This is a genomic window from Thermoplasmata archaeon, from assembly GCA_035632695.1.
Lineage (GTDB): Archaea > Thermoplasmatota > Thermoplasmata > RBG-16-68-12 > RBG-16-68-12 > RBG-16-68-12.
In genome coordinates this window covers 1-15,548 of the sequence record DASQGG010000046.1, presented here as the reverse complement: position 1 = coordinate 15,548, position 15,548 = coordinate 1, and the positions used below count along the sequence as shown (strand labels likewise).

Below are 15,548 nucleotides of genomic sequence, written 5' to 3'. Positions count from 1 at the left end.
GTTCGCCATGGAGATCGTGCCGCGGGCATTGTGGTTGCTCGGGGGCAGTTCGTCCTTGATCGTGTAGCCGGGGCCGCCCCTGCCCGTCCCCGTGGGGTCGCCGCCTTGGATCATGAAGCCGGGAATCACTCGGTGGAAGATCACGCCGTTGTAGAAGCCCTTCTCCGCGAGCTTCCGGAAGTTGCCCGCGGTGATGGGCATGGAGTCGTCGAAGAGTTCAAGGCGGATCGTGCCCAACGTGGTCTCCAGCTGGACGTGGCTCATGGTCTCGGGCCCCGCATACCGTCCTTCCCCTTAAGCCTGCAGGGGCGCGTGGTTAGGGCGCGGGCTCACAAAGAACCCCGGTTGAAGTATCTCCCCGCTCGTTGCCCTCCCGATGTGGGCCCGCAAGCACCTCGCCGTGTTCCTCGTGCTGGTTTCCCTGACCGTCTCGGCGACCGCGGTCGTCGTGGTGACGAGCGCGCCGCAGGCCGCAGGCCTCCTGCCCTTCGCCAGCTATGCGGAACTCGCGGGCTACGTGAACGGGGCGCACTCCGCGGAGCAGGGCTCCATGTACCGGGGCGGGCTCATCGCGGGACCCGCGACTCCCGGATACGCCGCGCCCGTGATGGGGGCGCCCACGACCCCGTCCCCGCCCTCGTACTCCGGGACGAACGTGCAGGTGACCGGCGTGGACGAGCTGGACATGGTCAAGACGGACGGCACGTACATCTACATCGCGACCCAGGGCCAGGTGGACATCCTCCGTGCGTACCCGGCGACGGACCTCCACGTGGTGAGCCGAATCTCCCTCGGGAACCTGACGTACGCGTCGACGGGGAACAACGCGACCTACGCGGTCGGTCTGTTCCTCAACGGCTCCGAGCTCCTTGCGGTGTCCGACACGTACGGAATGGGGTGGGGCGGCTACGGGGGCGGTGTGCTCCCGCCCATGGTCGGCGCACCGAGCCTCGTCTTCGGACCGACACCCGCCGCATACGACCCGCCTCGGACCTTCGCCTTCCTGTTCGACGTGTCCGAACCGGCGCATCCCGTCCTCCAGCACGTGGTCGCCGTGACGGGCTCTGCTTCCACGGGACGCATGGTGGGCTCCACGGTCTACCTCGTCGCGACCCAGTGGATCCCCGAGGTGAACGGAACCACGCTGCCGCCGCAGCTGTGCGTCGGCGGATCGTGCCGCGACCTCGCGCCGGGGGAGATCTACCGCGACCCGCAATCCGTGGACGCGTGGGAGTACACAAACCTCCTCGCCATCGACCTCGGCACGGGCGCGGCGAAGCCCATGGCCGTCGTGACGGGCGGTGCGTCCGTCCTGTACATGTCGCCCACCGCGCTCTATATCGCGTTCTACAAGTGGATGATCCCGCAGGCGGGGCCGATGACCATGCTGCGGCCCATCCAGGCGGGCGGCGGTTGGACGACCATCTACAAGCTCGTGGCCTCCGGGCTCGACATCACCGCGGCGGCCTCCGCGAACGTGGATGGGACCCTGTTGAACCAGTACTCCATGGACGAGTGGAACGGGATGCTGCGCGTCGCGACGACCGTCCGCAACTTCGGGAGCGACGGCGACACGTCCTCGACGTACAGCAACGTGTACGTGTTTGACGCCGCCCTCGCCCCGCTCGGCTCCGTCACCCACCTCGCGCCGGGAGAGAGCATCTTTGCGGTCCGATTCCTCGGAGACCGCGCGTACGTGGTCACGTTCCGCCGAATCGACCCCCTCTTCGTGATCGACCTGTCCGATCCCTCCTCCCCCCAGGTCACGGGCTCCCTCGCGATGCCCGGGTTCTCGAACTACCTGTATCCGTTGGATGCGGGGCACCTCCTGGGCGTCGGCAACGACGCCCTCCCCGCGGAGGGGAACTGGTCCTGGTACCAGGGGCTGAAGCTCTCCCTGTACAATGTGACGAACGAGACCGCGCCCAAGGAGCTCGCGAACGTGTCGATCGGGGATCGGGGCACGCAGTCCGAGGTCCTTAACGACCCCCACGCGTTCCTGTACATCCCGCAGCGGGAGCTCGTCGTCCTCCCGGTGGATCTGGCGGTCATCAATGCCAGCCAGTACCCGGGCGGCGTTCCGCCGTATGCGTGGGGCAACGTGGTCTGGCAGGGGGCCTACGTGTACCGCGTGAACGAGACCACGGGCTTCACGTACATCGGGCGGATCACCCAAGGCAACGGCACCGTGACCGCGTCCTGCGGCTGGTACGGCTCCCCGACGCAGATCCGTCGCTCCCTGTACATCGGCGACACCCTGTACACGATCTCCGGTTCGGAAGTCATGGCGAACTCCCTGACGAACCTGTCCGAGATCGCGTCCGTGGTGTATGCGACGCCCTCCTCCACCGCGTACGGGTGCCCGATCCTCGTCGAGTGACTTGAGACGGCTACGTCTAGTCAACAAAGGGTGCCGCCGCCTTGTCCTCGCGACGGACATGATCGCGGATCTCGAGGCGGCCTACACGCAGGCCGTGGAGCGGGCAGGGGCAAGCACGGTGAGCATCAGTGTAGCGGGAGCCTTCCAAGGGCCGCCCTTCGGGCCGTATGCCAGGCGGGGCATCGGCTCGGGCGTGGTGCTGGATACCCAGGGCCACATCCTGACGAACGCCCACACGGTTGACGGCGCGGAGAGGATCCTCGTCGGCCTGGGGGACGGACGGGTCCTCGGGGGCCGCGTCCTCGGCGCCGACGCGGACACGGATGTGGCCGTGGTCCAGGTGGATGGGGACCACCTGCAGCCCGCGGAGCTCGGGGATTCGGACCGCCTCAAGGTGGGCCAACCCGTACTCGCGATCGGCAACCCGTTGGGTCTGCCCGGAGGGCCGACGGTGACCTCGGGCGTCGTGAGCTCCCTCCAGCGGAACATCCGCCTCGGGGACGGGGACGGCCTCCAGGTGATCCAGACCGATGCCGCGGTGAACCCGGGGAACAGCGGAGGGCCCCTCGTGGACCTCCAGGGTCGCGTGATCGCCCTGAACGCCGCCACGATCCCCTACGCGGAGGGCATCGGCTTCGCGATTCCCATCAACGTGGCGCGGGACGTCGCGGCCCAGATCATCGGCCACGGCAAGGTCCAGCGGCCGTGGCTCGGTGTCGTGGGCTACGACGTGGACCGGCGGCTTGCACACTACTACCAGCTCTCAGTGAGCCAGGGGGTCTTCCTCGTGGAGCTCTCGGAGGGCGGTCCGGCGCGAGCCGCGGGCCTCCGAGTGGGCGACGTACTCACGTCCCTCGACGGCAACCCACTCGGGGGCGTCTCCGATCTCGTTGAGGCGCTTCGCGGGAAGAAGATCGGGGACACGGTCGAGGTGGGCTACGAACGCCAGGGCGGCCGGACAGTGCGCATCCCGCTGGGTACGCGGCCCTTCTAGGACCGGGGCGGGCCCAACCCGGATGGGAGGAAGCGGCCGCCGACCACGGATCCCGCGGCCGGTCGTGCGCGCACGCGCTCGCCGAGGAGCCGCTGCGGCCCAGTCCTATTCCCGGACGAGGCGGTAGCCGATCCCGTCGCCCATCTTCTGCCCGTACCCGAGGGAGATCAGGTGCATCCCCATGGGCTCCAGGTAGCGGGCGGCCTTAAGCGGCCCAGCGTCGACGGGCTCGAACCCGATGTCGCGCCCGAGCCGCATCACGGCCTCCTTCGCCTGCGGGGTGTCCCCGGCCACGTGGAGCGTCAGGGGCTGGCCCGCGAGCTTCCCCGTGGACATGTGGCGCGCGAAGACAGTGTTGAACGCCTTCACGACGTTGGCCTCAGGCACAAGCTTCTGGAGTTCCTCCCCGCCGGACGTCGTGAACCCGACCGCGAGGTCCATGGACGGCGAAATCACGTTCGTCACGTCCACGACCGTCTTGCCCTTCAGCGCTCCTGGACCCATCGCACGGACCGCCTCCTGGATGGCGGAGTAGGGGACTGCGAGGATGACCGCCTCCGCCCATTCCGCCGTGGATCGGCTCGGACCCACGGGAATCCCCCGGGGCGCTCGGGTCTCCGATGGCTGCCGCGAACCCATGCGCACCTCGTGTTTCGCCCTCTGGAGGCCCTTCGCGATCGCCGTGCCCACGTGCCCCGTGCCGATGACAGCCGCCCGCAACTCGACGCCACCTCGGGCATCGTAGGCGGATTCCCTACACGTACTCCATCCGATTCGGCGTCCGAGAAAAACGATTAACCGCCCCACGAGCTTTGGGTTCGCGCGGCAGCCGGTGATCGGTTGGGCAAGATCGAATTCGAGGCGAGGCTCATCGCCCGTGGACCAAGCGGGCCTGGGTGTTCCTCGACTTCCCCGTGAAGGCGAGTCGGCAACTCGGCACCCAAGGCCGTGTCGCCGTGCGGGGGACGATGAACGGGCATCCGTTCTCGATCTCGGCGTTCCCCACCGGGGACGGACCGCACCAGATTGCAGTGAACAAGGAGCTCCAAGCTGGCGCCCAAGCGAAACCCGGGGACCGCGTCCACGTGGTCCTCGAGGTGGAGACGGGGCCACGCCAGGTGACGGTGCCCGCGGACCTCAAGCGCGCCCTTGCGGGCGTCCGAAAAGCCAGGGCCAATTTCGAGGCGCTCTCGTACGGCCACAAGAAGGCGTACACGGATTGGATCACGGAGGCGAAGAGGCCCGAGACCCGCAAGCACCGGATCGCGGAGGCGCTCACGCGGCTTTCGAAAGGCAAGGGCCACTTCTACTGATGGCGGCGGGCGCCTCGCTCCCGCAACTATAAAACCGGAGGACGCCTCATCGGTCGGGAATGCTCTCCGACGCCTTCGGGCGCGAGGTCACGGACATCCGGATCAGCGTGACCAAGCGGTGCAACTTCGGCTGCATCTATTGCCACGACGAGGGCCTCGGTCCCGTGCTCCGGCCCCGGATGCCCCACGACGAGGAGATGACCGCGGACGAGGTGGAGCGGATCGTCCGCGTCGCGCGCGAGTTCGACATCCGGTCGGTGAAGTTCACGGGCGGCGAACCCCTGGTCCGGCTGGACATGGAGGAGATCGTGGACCGGACCGTGCGGCAAATCGACGACGTTTCCATGACGACGAACGGCTCCATGCTCGCGAAGCGGGCCGAAGCGCTGCGCGACGCAGGCCTCAAGCGGGTCAACGTGTCCGTGGACTCCCTCGATCCGCAGGCGTTCCAGGATATCCGCAAGGGGAGCCTCCAACCCGTTCTCCAGGGAATCCAGGAGGCGCTGCGCGTCGGCCTGAAGCCTGTGAAGCTGAACATGGTCGTGTTCAAGCAGACCCTCCCCTACATCCCCGCGATGATCGACTACATCGGCCACGGCGAGGGGCTCAAGCTCCAGCTCATCCAGTTCATGCCCGAGCTCGTGGACCACAACGACTGGATGGTGGATATCGACGGCGTGAAGAAATGGCTGGAGTCCCGCGCGGACGAGGTCCTCGTCCGGGAGATGCACCACCGCCACATCTACCTCTTCAACGGCGCGGAGGTCGAAGTCGTCGACCCCGTGTACAACGCGGAGTTCTGCATGAACTGCCACAGGATCCGCGTGACGCACAAGGGCGAACTGAAGGGTTGCCTGAACCGGAACGACGACCTCATCCCCACACGAGGCATCGACCTGGATGGGCTGCGGGACGCCTTCCGCCGCGTGGTCGCCAACCGCGTGCCGTACTACGGCGCGTACGTCAAGGAGTTCCCGCGGCGCCATCCGGAGACTGCGTCGGCCGTCGACTTCCCGCCCGCGGCATGAGCCGTCGGAGCTTCACGGTCGCGTCCCGATGACAGCCCGGGTCCGCGGTCAGACTTCGAGCGCCTTCTTGACGTTCGCGGCAAACTCGTCGGACTGCTGCTTGAGCCGCGACTTCATCATGTTGTCGATGATCCGCGCAAGCGGGCCCTTCGCGGTCGCAGCCATCGTGTACTTGATACGGGTCGCGTCCCCCGCCGGAGCGAGCTCAATCGTCCCGAGCATCTCCATGTTGTCCGCCACGCCGCGGAACCGGGCGCGGGACGGTGGCACCTGCTCGATGGTCTCTGTGTCCACTTGAATCCGCTGGGAAAGCGGCCCGATCTTCACCTTGAGCGTCCACTTGGCTCGACGGTCGTCGATCACCTCAATCGCCTCTACGCCGGGGACGCAGGTCCCGACCTTGCGCATATCGCTCAGGAACGCCCAAGCGCGGTCCACGGGCACACGGACATCGAACGTGACGGTTCCTTCCGGCATCGCCTCAGCTCCTCGTCGCGGGGATACGGCTCTCGCTGCTCACCTGCACCCCAGAGAGCGGCGTGTTGCTAATCCCGCGCTCCTCGTAGCCGCAGTGCTCGCAATGGATGTAGATTCGGACGGCAAGGTAGTACCAGTTGTACGTCGGCTTGCCGCAGCGCGGACAGATCTCGGGGTGGTTCGGTTTCATCCGTCCCCGCGGAATGAAGCCCGGTTGATAAACCTCACGCTCTCGGTGGTCCCGCCCATCCCATCGAAGCACGACCGCCGGAGGGGACGATTGGCAGCGCGTCCCGGAGGCTGAGCTCGGCCACCGGGTCGGCGCCCGCCTCGCGGACAATCCGAGCGTGCAGGTGGACGCCGCGTCGCGGGCGTGCCGCGACCCTCAACGTGGCGTCCCACGTGTCCTCCGGGAGCCGGTCCTGGAAGAGCCCGTCGAGGTGGCGAAGGAACGAGCCCGGGGGGTCGGACCGAACGAAGTCCTCCACGGGGTTTCCGAGGAGGACGCCTCGCTCCTTCGCGAGGAGGGCCTCCGCCATCGGGTTCGCGTCGAGGATGCGCCCCGCCCGATCCACGAGGAGGATCGCGTCCGGGGCGGAGTCGAACAGGGCGCGGAAGATGCCCATGGTGCGCAGGCTGTCCACGACCGCTTTCCACTCCGTAACGTCGGTCACGAGGCCTTCGAGGGCGACCACGTTGCCATCGGGCGCGTAGATCGCATGGCCCTGGTCCCAGACCCACTTCTCCTTGCCGCGCGCGGTGCGGATGCGGTAGTGGATGCCGTACGGCCGGTGCTCCTCGACCGCCACGGCGGTCTCGCGGGCGACCCAGGCGCGGTCGTCCGGGTGGATCAGGTCTCGACCCGCGACCCGACGGTTCTCGAGCAGGTCCTCGGGCCGGTATCCGAGCAGCTCGAAACAGCCCTCGCTCACAAACTCGTTCGTCCACAGCTCGTCGAACCGGGTGCGGTAGGCGACGCCGGGGAGCTCGCCGAGCATCTTGGACAGCGCGCGCTCGCTCTCCCGGAGGCTCTCCTCCGCGCGCTTTCGGTCCACGACCATGGCGATCTGGGAGCAAACGAACTGCAGGAGTCCCCTCTCGGCCTCCGTGTACCGGACGCCCTCCGTGTAGCTCTGGACGACGAGCGCGCCGAACACGCGGTCCTTCACGATCAGGGGGACGCCGAGCCAGTCGATCGAGGGCGGTCCGATGAGCTCCACTTCACCGGAGTCGACGAGATGCTGGAAGATCTCGGGCGAGGCGAGGAGCGGCTTGCCCGTGCGGAGGACGTACTCCGTGAGGCCGCGCCCCGCCGGCTGCGGGCCGGGCGGGCTCTCCGCCTCGTCGACGAAGTAGGGGAAGCTGAGCGTGTCCGTCTGGGGGTCGTGGAGGGCGATGTAGAAGTTTCCCGCGGGCATGAGCTCGCCCACGATGCCGTGGATGGCCCGGAGCACGTCCTGCAGGTTCTCCGCGGCGGAGGCGAGCTGCGAGATCCGGTAAAGGGCGGACTGGACCCGCTCGGACCGCACGCGCTCCGTGATGTCCAGGGCGACCCCGAAGACGCCCAGGATGGGGCCGTCCCGTTTCCGGAGCGGCTCGAGATGGACGTCGAAGACCCGGCCCTGCCACTCCTGCTCGAAGCGCGCGGTCTCCCCCGCGAGGGCACGGCAGTGGGCGGCGATCAGGGGCAAGTTGGGATCCTCGCTCTGCGCGAACTCCTGGACCGTCGTGCCCCGGGCTTGATCCGGCGTCATCCCGATGCTCCGCAGCCCGGAGCCCACGGACGACGTGAAGCGGAGGTCTGTGTCCGTCGTCCACAGGATGAACGGCGCCTGCTCGCTCATCACACCGACGCGTTCCTCGAACGTCCGGAGGGCTTCCTCGGCCTTCTCGCGCTCCGCCGCCCCCTGCTCCAGGGCGCGGCTCTGCTCCAGGAGCCGGGCCCTCGTGCGCGCCTTCTCGATCTGGTCCTCCACCTCGACGGGGAGGACCTCGTTGTACCGCGCGGTCTTCACGAGGTAGCCCGTGGCGCCCGCGTGCATCGCCTTCACGGCCTGGTCTTCCGTGCCCGCGGCCACCACGAAGACCTTCGGCGTCGTCGGCAGCCTGCGGACGAGCCCTTGGAGGACCTCGAAGGCCGCGAGGTCGCGCACCCTGTGGTCCAGGACGATCGCGTCGAACGGATGGGTGAGGGCGAGGCGCAGGCCTTCCGTGCCCGAGGCCACCGCGGTGACCTTGAAGCCCCGGCGCCCGAGCGCAATCGCGCTCAGCGTCTGGTGGTCCTCGTTCGCGTCGATGATCAGGACTTCGCGGAGGGGGCCCGAAGGAGGGCTCTCGTTCGCAGGGCTCGCTTTGGCGACCATGGCACCTCGTTGGGGGTTTGGATGCGCGGTTTGAGGAGAGCGATTCTCAGCCGACTCGTTGCTATAAAGTACTTGCGGGGCGATTCCCAGTCGACATAACATCACCGGACTTCGTCGCGACGGCGAGCGGACCGTGGAGTGACCGGTGACGAAAGAAAATCGCGGGGAAAGATTGAAGCCGCTCTACGACAGGACGCGAGGGCCGTGAAGGTCGCCGTCCTCGGGATCGGAGGCCTCGGGCGGATTCTCGCCCTCGAGCTTGCGTCGGATGCCCGCGTCACGGATCTCGTCCTGGCGGACAAACGGGGCGACCGGTCCAAGGCCCTGAAGTCCATCGGGCACGGCGTGAGCGTGCGGCCCATTCAGGTGGACGTCGGGGAGCCGGGTCCCCTCCGGGACGCGATCCACGGCGCCGACCTGGTGATCAACGCCACCCTCCCGGACTACAACCTGCCCGTCATGGCGGCCTGCCTCGACGTGGGCTGCTCCTACATCGACCCCTGGGGACTGAGTCCCGTGGCCCCCGCCGAGCGACCCGGCGTGCTCGCTCAGCTCGACGAGGACGCCGCGTGGAAGGACCGCGGGCTGACCGCCGTGGTCTCCATGGGGTCCGACCCGGGGCTCTCCAACGTCATGGCACGCGCCGCGGCAGACCGGCTCGCGACGCTGGACGAGATCCGCATCCTGAAGGCGGCCGCGGGCACGGGCGACTTCGACGGGTACCCGCTCTACTCCCGGACCGTCTTCCTCCGTGACGCCCTCTCGCCGCCCACGATCTGGGACGGGAAGCAGATCGCGCCGCAGCCGTTCGTGAGCGGGGAGGAGGACTACGAGTTCCCGGCGCCCGTCGGCAAGCGGCACCTGTACCAGTTCTACCACGAGGAGGTGCTCACGCTGCCGTACCGCCTCGGCCGTCCGGTCGGGAGGGTCGTGTACAAGCACGACATCAACCCCGAGCTCGTCCGCGCGATCGCTGCGTTGGATTCCCTCGGCCTGCTCCGCGAGGACCGACGGATTCTCCTGGGGAAGGGGGCGATGACGTTCCGGGACGCGTTCCTCGCGACATTCCCCGAACCCTCGGCCCTGATCGGCCCGATTCCCGGCACGATGGCCATCGTCTCCGAGGTGATCGGCTCCAGGAAGGACGGTTCCCGGGCCCGAGTGCGGGCCTCGTTCCTCCTCGACCATCGGGAGGCGAACCGTCGGCGCGGGGCCACCGCGGAGCGCTACGTGACCTCCGCGGCCGTGGCGTCCGCGGCCGCTCTGCTCATCGGGAAGAAGATGCCGCGCACAGGGGTCCTCGCCGCCGAGGAGCTTCCGCTGGGCGCTCTTCTCCCCGAGCTCGAAGCCCGCGGCGTTGCCTTCCGGATCGAGGAGACCGCCCCGTAGGCCCGCGCGTCGGCTCTTTATGGCACGATCGCGTTCCGGCCTCGGCGGCGCTGAAACCCCATGGCAACCATGAACTCCACACTGACCGCGCTGAAGGGCGTGCGCGTGGGCCACGCGGAGGACCGCCACATCCGCAGCGGCACCACGGTCGTCCTCCTCGACCCGCCCGCCATGGCCTTCGCGGATCCGCGGGGAGGATGGCCCGGCAGCTTCGACACGGCCGCCTCCGACCTGGGCAAGACGTTCATCGACCGCCACGCCCTGTTCCTCACGGGGGGCGACGTCTACGGCTACGACGCGTCCGTCGGCATCCGCCGCTACCTGCTGGAAGAGCGGCTCGCGAGACCGCGGGGCGGGGGCAAGATGCCCGCGATCATGGGGACCAACATCTACGACCTGCACTTGGGTCCGCTCGGCGGGCGGGACTACGCGGACCTGGGCTACCGGGCTTGCGGAGCCGCGAGCTCGAGGCCGGTCCCCCAGGGGACCGTGGGCGCGGGCACGGGCGCGACCGTGGGGCCTTTCTTCGAGGCGCGCGGGCTCAAGGGGACGAAGGGCGGCATCGGGAGCAGCGCATCACGGATCGGCGCGTGGACCGTGGGCGCCTTGGTGGTCACGAATTGCGTCGGGAACGTGTACGACTTGGCGGAGCAGCGTACGATCGCAGGGACCCATCGAGCCGGTGCGCGCGGGTTCCTGGAGATGGACGATCTCCTCGGGGAGTACTTGGAGCGGTCGACGACCCGGTTCGGAACAACGATCGGGGTTCTGGGGACCGACGCGCCTCTGGATCACGAACAGCTCGCGCGCCTGGTCGAACTCGCCCATGACGGGATTGCCCTCGCCATCCGCCCGGCCCACATGTCCACGGACGGGGACACGCTCCTGGGCTTCTGCACGGGCCGCCGGCGGACGAAACGGCTCGACTACCGCGCATTCGACGTCCTGCATCACGTCGCGGTGCGCGAGGTCGCAAGGGCCGCGGTCCACGCGGTGCGCCACGCGACCGGGCTCGGCGGGTACGAAGGACTCGCGGACTCCCGCTGACGAGGTCAGGCGAGGCGCTTCTCCTGGATCACGATCCCGTACTCCGGGAAGTGCTTGAGGAACGGCTCGGGATCCAAGACCTCCAAGGGGAACGCGCCGCGGCGCGTGATCTCGCCCCGGGCCAGCATCTCGGCCGCCATGGCCATCGGCGCGCCGACCGGGTAGCTCGTCGCGTTGAACCCGTACCTCCGGTAGCACTCCTGGTGGTCCAGGGTCATCCAGAGCATCCAGCCCGCCTTCTCGTCGGCCTTGAGCCCCCGGACGACGACCGCGAGACACGCCGGCCCCTTCGCCTTGTCGGAGAGGGTCTTCGGATCGGGCATGAGGGCCGCGAGCATGTCGCGGGGCGCGACGTGGACCTTCTCGCCGGTCGACTTGACCTCGACCTCGATCGGACGTCCGCGGTGCAGCCCGAACTTCTGGAAGACCTTGAGCGCGTGCGCGAGGTCCTCGGGGATCGCGATCTTGAAGTCCATGGACTCGAGGCCCTTCCCGATCGTGAGCGGGAGGGTGTTCGTCTCCTCGTGGTCCACGTTGTACACGGTGAGCGGCCCCACGGGCGCGGGGAACTCGAAGACCTCCTCGCCTTCGAGCGAGCCGAGTCGGAGGAGCTTCCCGTCGCGGAAGGCGAGCGCGGGCATGAGGACTTCCTCGATGAGGGTGTCGACGGACCAGAGGGAGGCGAACTCGTATCCCTCGACGGAGCCCGCGTCCCCGTCCCGCACCTCGATCTCCTGCACGACGTCGAGGCGGTCCGCGCCCACCCGCGCGAGGATGTTCGAGATCCCGGGGTCCTGGCCCATCCCGAGGAGGGCCGTGAGCCCGGCGTTCCGGAAGGCGTCGTCGTACGCGAGCTGGAGCGCCTCCGGCGGCGCCGGGACGATCTCGCCGGGCTTCTCCTTCGCGAGGGCGAGGTCCGTGGCGGCGTCCATGTAATGCACGCCGGCCTTGAGGCAGGCGTCCATGATCTTCAGGTTAAACCGCGGCAGGACGAGGTTGAGGACCATGTCGTTGCCTTTGAATGCCTCCGCCATCGTGTCGACCTTCGAGGCGTCGATGCGGTCCGCGATCGCGACGCTCGCGGGCAGGCGCGCCGCGAGGGCCTTCGCGGCCTCGAGGCTGCGGTCCGCGATGATGAGGCGTTCGACCTTCGGGCTCTTCGCGAGCAGCGTGGCGGTCACGGAGCCAATCGCCCCGGCGCCGAGTACGATGACCTTCGTCCTATCCCTCTATCCGGGTCCAACCACGGAGGGGGGTAATGTAGCTTCTCGCCTGGGAGTACTAGGGGTACATATGGTCTTCGGGAACCGCGACCCGGGACGATGGATACTTATCACCGGCGTCCCGTCCCCCGAGACGGACCCGTCGCCTAGCACGGATAGGGCTCCGGATTTCTAATCCGGCTGTCGTGGGTTCGAATCCCACCGGGTCCGTTCCACTGCAGCAAGATCGAATCAATTCGGTCGCGGACCGCCAAGATGGGCTTCAGAGCCCCGTGCCTGTCGTTCCCCACCATGGTCGGGCCTCGCAGGTCCGGCCCAATTCGCCCGCGCGATCATCACGCTACAAGCCCTCGGGGTTTCAGGATAGGCTCTTAAAGCGAGTATGGAAAGATATAGAATGCTCGGCCGGCCTGACCTCCACGATGCCCACTCGTAGCCCCGATGTTGACGCGATCATCGATGCAACGCCGGACGAGCGCGGCATCATCCTCGCGCAACTGCGGGATGCCATCCACGCCGCCGACCCCGAGATCGTCGAGGCCGTCAAGTGGCGGAAGCCGAGCAGTCCGCTAGGCGCGGCCGTCTTCGAGCATGACGGCATCATCTGCATCCTCATCCCACTCAGGGGGCGCGTTCGCGTCAGCTTCGCTGCGGGCGCGAGCCTCCCCGACCCCAAGAAGCTCTTCAACGCGCAGCTCAACGGCATGTCGAGGGCCATCGATTTCCCGGTGGGCGGCAGGATCGACGTGGCCGGTCTCGAGGCTCTCGTTCGAGCCGGCGTCAAGCAGCGGATTGGCGTAAAGCGCAACGCCGCAGAGGCCGCGAAAGCGGCCGCGAGAAAGAACGCCGTCCGCTGACTTCGCAGCCCTCGGCCGCTCGGTCCAAGTCTGGCTCGAGAGGGGCAAATACGCCGACGCCGGCCGCGTCGCCAGTCATAGGCTCGGACCCCAACGTCATCATGACGGACGGAAGAGACTGCCGCATGACACTGTCCAAAAGGCGTTTCGGGCACCGGCTCCCACCGGGTGCGTAGCCCTCGTTGAGGACCGACCGGACATGGGGACACGCGTAACGAGCTCCGCCTCCCATCGAGGCGCGCGCTCTCCGGGGACCCGAGTCCCGAGTGTCAGGGTGGGAATCCGGTGCAGTCTCCACGCAAGGGCAAGGATTACGCCAAGCGCGAGAATTCACGTCGACGCGACGCGTTCCGCGAGGTCGCGAATCTCGATCGTACGAAGCTTCTTCTATCGGTGGTGGCTCAACGAGCCGTGATCGACCACCTGAACGCCTACGCGCTTGCGGTTCAGGACGTCCGGACGTGCGCGGAGTTCTACGAGAAGAAGATCGGCTTGGAATTGAAAGAGCTCCAGGACGACTTCGCGTACCTTACGTTCCCAGATATGGCGAAGCCTGGCGTGGCGCTGGTCTCTCAGAAGGGGGTCGGCGAGGAACTCTCCGAGGGGCAGGTTCGCCCGGGCGAGAGGATGGCTTGCCGGGGCTACTTCGCCGTATTCGTCGACGATGCCGACCGCCTGTACAAGGAGCTGAAAGCGAAGGGGGTCCATTTCGTGAAGGCTCCCACCACACGCCCCCACGGGCAGCGGTACGCCTACTTCGAAGACCCGGAGGGTAACCTCTGGGAGATATCGCACTTTCCGAAGAAGTAGGGGAACGGAGGGAATTCATGCCGGCCAAGCAGGACGAGCACGCGTCCAAACTGCCAAAGGCGAGATTCTTCAGCGTCGCGGTCGTCGTCTCGGATCGGAAGAAGTCGGTGGAGTGGTACACCAAGAACCTCGGCTTGGATCTGGTCCAAGACATGGGGCACTGGGTGACCGTCGGCCGCAAGGACGGGAGCGGACTCATCCATCTCTGCCAGACGTCCGAGATCGGGATGGACGAACGCCCGGAGCCAGGGCTCACGGGGATCGAGCTGAACCTTCCCGGCGACTTCCGGGCCGCCTGTGCGGCGCTCGAGGCAAACGGGGTGAAGTTCCGGAAGGGGCCTACCGAGGAGGATTGGGGCTGGTGGGCGGGGGTGCTGGACCCGGACGGCAATGAGCTCACGCTCATGCCGGAGGGCCAGTAAACCACGGGCACTGGTGCTGAGTTCGGGAGCTGACTCACGAATCCCATCCGGAGCCCTGGCACGTCCATTCGTTGGTGCCCCACCGGTACCAGATGCTGCAGCACTGCCGGCCCGGCCGCGCTACAGACCCTGGATGCGGGTGGCCCCGAGGAACTCGGCGAGACTCAGGAGGGTCTCCCGCAGCGCAGATCGCGAGAACCGCGCGCCCGGCTCCGAGTGGACTGCGTGGACCCGCAGAATCCGGTTCCCGCGGTCGAGGGCGGAGTCGACCCTCCCGACGATCCGCTCTCCCGCGAGGATTGGCAGAGCGTAGAACCCGTAGGCCCGCTTCGCCTTGGGCACGTAGATCTCGATCCGGTACCGGAACCGGAAGAGGTCCTCCGTCCGCTCGCGGTCGTAGATGAGCCGGTCGAACGGGGACAGAAGGGTCATCCGTGACGGGAGCGGCTCGCCGACACGGTCGAGCGAGCCCTTGTCCGCAATCCATTCGCCGTCGACTCCGAGAACGCGCACCCTCTCCCCGACGTCGCGGTACATGGACGATGGCCTCACGAGACCAAGGGCGCGGAGCCGCCGGCGGGCCACGGTGTCTTCGGAGGCGGGAGCCGCGTTGAGCACGGACACGGGCAGGACGCGCTCGGGCAGGTCCCAAACCCGCTGGCCTCCTTCCCGTCGGCTCACCATGACCTCGCCTCGGGTGCTCAGGAAGTGGAGCATCTGGGTCACGTTGCGCCCCGCCGTCCATCCCCCGGAAGGCCATGGCCGTGTGGCCCGGTCCTTCAGGTCGCGGCTAAGCAGGGGACCCCGTCTCCGAATCTCGTGGAGCACGTATCGGCGAAACGACTCGTTGTCCCGGAGCCAATCCCCCACTCGTCGCTGCCACGCTCCCTTGTCTCCGGGGAAGCGGAGCATCTCTGGCTTCACGAGCGGGTAGTCCTCGGAAGGGAGGACATAGGCCCGCCACTCGAAGAGCGATCGGTCCCGCCACAGCAGGCGGTCGAGTCTTGTGCGGTCGAACGGGCCGAGCCGGCTCCACAGGACCAGGAGATGGCTCGGTGCGACGCGGTTCGTCGGGTCGAGCTGCAGGAGGCCGAGCCGACGGACGACGTCAAGGACGTCCCGTACGCTGCCATCGAGCGCTTGCGCACGAATCGCAATGCGCCTCGCCTCGGCAGGACTCAGTTTCGTGGCCGTCACGGGACCCGGGCCTCAGCTCCACGATGGAATGTGCAGGGCCGATTAAGT

General features: G+C 67.8%; 16 protein-coding genes and 1 tRNA gene. 10 read left to right on the top strand and 7 right to left on the bottom strand.

What is annotated here, in order from left to right; genetic code table 11:
• A partial coding sequence (locus tag VEY12_03795) for a peptidylprolyl isomerase (protein HYM39256.1) occupies positions 1 to 264 on the bottom strand: 264 nt, incomplete at its 3' end.
• Positions 265 to 376: 112 nt separating this feature from the next.
• Here VEY12_03795 and VEY12_03790 point away from each other — a divergent pair.
• Positions 377 to 2,380 carry a beta-propeller domain-containing protein gene (locus tag VEY12_03790; protein ID HYM39255.1) on the top strand — a complete coding sequence of 668 codons (2,004 nt, stop codon included), beginning with the start codon at positions 377 to 379 and terminating at the stop codon, positions 2,378 to 2,380.
• A 58-nt stretch (positions 2,381 to 2,438) separates the two neighbouring features.
• Positions 2,439 to 3,374 (top strand): trypsin-like peptidase domain-containing protein, encoded by a 936-nt coding sequence (locus tag VEY12_03785; protein HYM39254.1) that lies wholly within the window; start codon positions 2,439 to 2,441, stop codon positions 3,372 to 3,374.
• A gap of 105 nt (positions 3,375 to 3,479) precedes the next feature.
• Here VEY12_03785 and VEY12_03780 read toward each other — a convergent pair whose 3' ends face one another.
• On the bottom strand, positions 3,480 to 4,094 hold the full coding sequence (locus VEY12_03780; protein HYM39253.1) for an NADPH-dependent F420 reductase: 615 nt from the start codon (positions 4,092 to 4,094) through the stop codon (positions 3,480 to 3,482).
• 134 nt (positions 4,095 to 4,228) lie between these two features.
• Here VEY12_03780 and VEY12_03775 point away from each other — a divergent pair, with 134 nt between their 5' ends.
• Entirely contained in the window at positions 4,229 to 4,687 is a 459-nt protein-coding gene (locus tag VEY12_03775; GenBank protein ID HYM39252.1) for a YdeI/OmpD-associated family protein, read from the top strand.
• Positions 4,688 to 4,746: 59 nt separating this feature from the next.
• Positions 4,747 to 5,715: a GTP 3',8-cyclase MoaA gene (gene moaA / locus VEY12_03770; protein ID HYM39251.1), complete on the top strand. Its 969-nt coding sequence runs from the start codon at positions 4,747 to 4,749 to the stop codon at positions 5,713 to 5,715.
• A gap of 48 nt (positions 5,716 to 5,763) precedes the next feature.
• Here moaA and VEY12_03765 read toward each other — a convergent pair whose 3' ends face one another.
• From VEY12_03765 to VEY12_03755, 3 genes are read right to left on the bottom strand one after another with little or no spacing between them, the layout of a single operon-like run.
• Positions 5,764 to 6,192 (bottom strand): SRPBCC domain-containing protein, encoded by a 429-nt coding sequence (locus VEY12_03765; GenBank protein ID HYM39250.1) that lies wholly within the window; start codon positions 6,190 to 6,192, stop codon positions 5,764 to 5,766.
• A gap of 4 nt (positions 6,193 to 6,196) precedes the next feature.
• Positions 6,197 to 6,382: a hypothetical protein gene (locus VEY12_03760; protein ID HYM39249.1), complete on the bottom strand. Its 186-nt coding sequence runs from the start codon at positions 6,380 to 6,382 to the stop codon at positions 6,197 to 6,199.
• Between the two features lie 34 nt (positions 6,383 to 6,416).
• Positions 6,417 to 8,555 (bottom strand): PAS domain S-box protein, encoded by a 2,139-nt coding sequence (locus VEY12_03755; GenBank protein ID HYM39248.1) that lies wholly within the window; start codon positions 8,553 to 8,555, stop codon positions 6,417 to 6,419.
• 204 nt (positions 8,556 to 8,759) lie between these two features.
• Between VEY12_03755 and VEY12_03750 the strand changes: the two genes are divergently transcribed.
• Together VEY12_03750 and VEY12_03745 are read left to right on the top strand one after the other, a co-directional pair.
• Positions 8,760 to 9,944, top strand: coding sequence for a saccharopine dehydrogenase NADP-binding domain-containing protein (locus tag VEY12_03750; GenBank protein ID HYM39247.1), 1,185 nt, complete (start codon positions 8,760 to 8,762; stop codon positions 9,942 to 9,944).
• 69 nt (positions 9,945 to 10,013) lie between these two features.
• On the top strand, positions 10,014 to 10,991 hold the full coding sequence (locus VEY12_03745) for a P1 family peptidase (protein ID HYM39246.1): 978 nt from the start codon (positions 10,014 to 10,016) through the stop codon (positions 10,989 to 10,991).
• Positions 10,992 to 10,996: 5 nt separating this feature from the next.
• Here the strand turns inward: VEY12_03745 and VEY12_03740 are convergent, their stop codons facing one another.
• The gene (locus tag VEY12_03740) at positions 10,997 to 12,202 is read right to left on the bottom strand and encodes a saccharopine dehydrogenase NADP-binding domain-containing protein (GenBank protein HYM39245.1); all 1,206 of its coding nucleotides are present in this window, start codon (positions 12,200 to 12,202) and stop codon (positions 10,997 to 10,999) included.
• A 147-nt stretch (positions 12,203 to 12,349) separates the two neighbouring features.
• On the opposite strand from VEY12_03740, the gene VEY12_03735 reads away from it, so the two are divergent.
• The 4 genes from VEY12_03735 to VEY12_03720 all read left to right on the top strand — a co-directional run bounded on the left by VEY12_03735 (position 12,350) and on the right by VEY12_03720 (position 14,303).
• Positions 12,350 to 12,424 (top strand) — tRNA-Arg (locus tag VEY12_03735).
• 212 nt (positions 12,425 to 12,636) lie between these two features.
• Entirely contained in the window at positions 12,637 to 13,071 is a 435-nt protein-coding gene (locus VEY12_03730) for a DUF1801 domain-containing protein (GenBank protein ID HYM39244.1), read from the top strand.
• A gap of 411 nt (positions 13,072 to 13,482) precedes the next feature.
• Complete coding sequence (locus tag VEY12_03725; GenBank protein HYM39243.1) at positions 13,483 to 13,881, top strand: VOC family protein; 399 nt, start codon at positions 13,483 to 13,485, stop codon at positions 13,879 to 13,881.
• A 17-nt stretch (positions 13,882 to 13,898) separates the two neighbouring features.
• Positions 13,899 to 14,303: a VOC family protein gene (locus tag VEY12_03720; protein ID HYM39242.1), complete on the top strand. Its 405-nt coding sequence runs from the start codon at positions 13,899 to 13,901 to the stop codon at positions 14,301 to 14,303.
• 120 nt (positions 14,304 to 14,423) lie between these two features.
• On the opposite strand, the gene VEY12_03715 is transcribed toward VEY12_03720, so the two are convergent.
• Positions 14,424 to 15,500, bottom strand: coding sequence for a crosslink repair DNA glycosylase YcaQ family protein (locus VEY12_03715; protein ID HYM39241.1), 1,077 nt, complete (start codon positions 15,498 to 15,500; stop codon positions 14,424 to 14,426).
• Positions 15,501 to 15,548 lie beyond the last annotated feature (48 nt).

Excerpts from the sequence above, each read along its gene's own strand:
- VEY12_03790 (HYM39255.1), top strand. The coding sequence starts at position 377 with ATGTGGGCCCGCAAGCACCTCGCCGTGTTCCTCGTGCTGGTTTCCCTG.
- VEY12_03785 (HYM39254.1), top strand. The coding sequence starts at position 2,439 with ATGATCGCGGATCTCGAGGCGGCCTACACGCAGGCCGTGGAGCGGGCA.
- moaA (HYM39251.1), top strand. The coding sequence starts at position 4,747 with ATGCTCTCCGACGCCTTCGGGCGCGAGGTCACGGACATCCGGATCAGC.
- VEY12_03765 (HYM39250.1), bottom strand. The coding sequence starts at position 6,192 with ATGCCGGAAGGAACCGTCACGTTCGATGTCCGTGTGCCCGTGGACCGC.
- VEY12_03760 (HYM39249.1), bottom strand. The coding sequence starts at position 6,382 with ATGAAACCGAACCACCCCGAGATCTGTCCGCGCTGCGGCAAGCCGACG.
- VEY12_03755 (HYM39248.1), bottom strand. The coding sequence starts at position 8,555 with ATGGTCGCCAAAGCGAGCCCTGCGAACGAGAGCCCTCCTTCGGGCCCC.
- VEY12_03745 (HYM39246.1), top strand. The coding sequence starts at position 10,014 with ATGAACTCCACACTGACCGCGCTGAAGGGCGTGCGCGTGGGCCACGCG.
- VEY12_03730 (HYM39244.1), top strand. The coding sequence starts at position 12,637 with ATGCCCACTCGTAGCCCCGATGTTGACGCGATCATCGATGCAACGCCG.
- VEY12_03720 (HYM39242.1), top strand. The coding sequence starts at position 13,899 with ATGCCGGCCAAGCAGGACGAGCACGCGTCCAAACTGCCAAAGGCGAGA.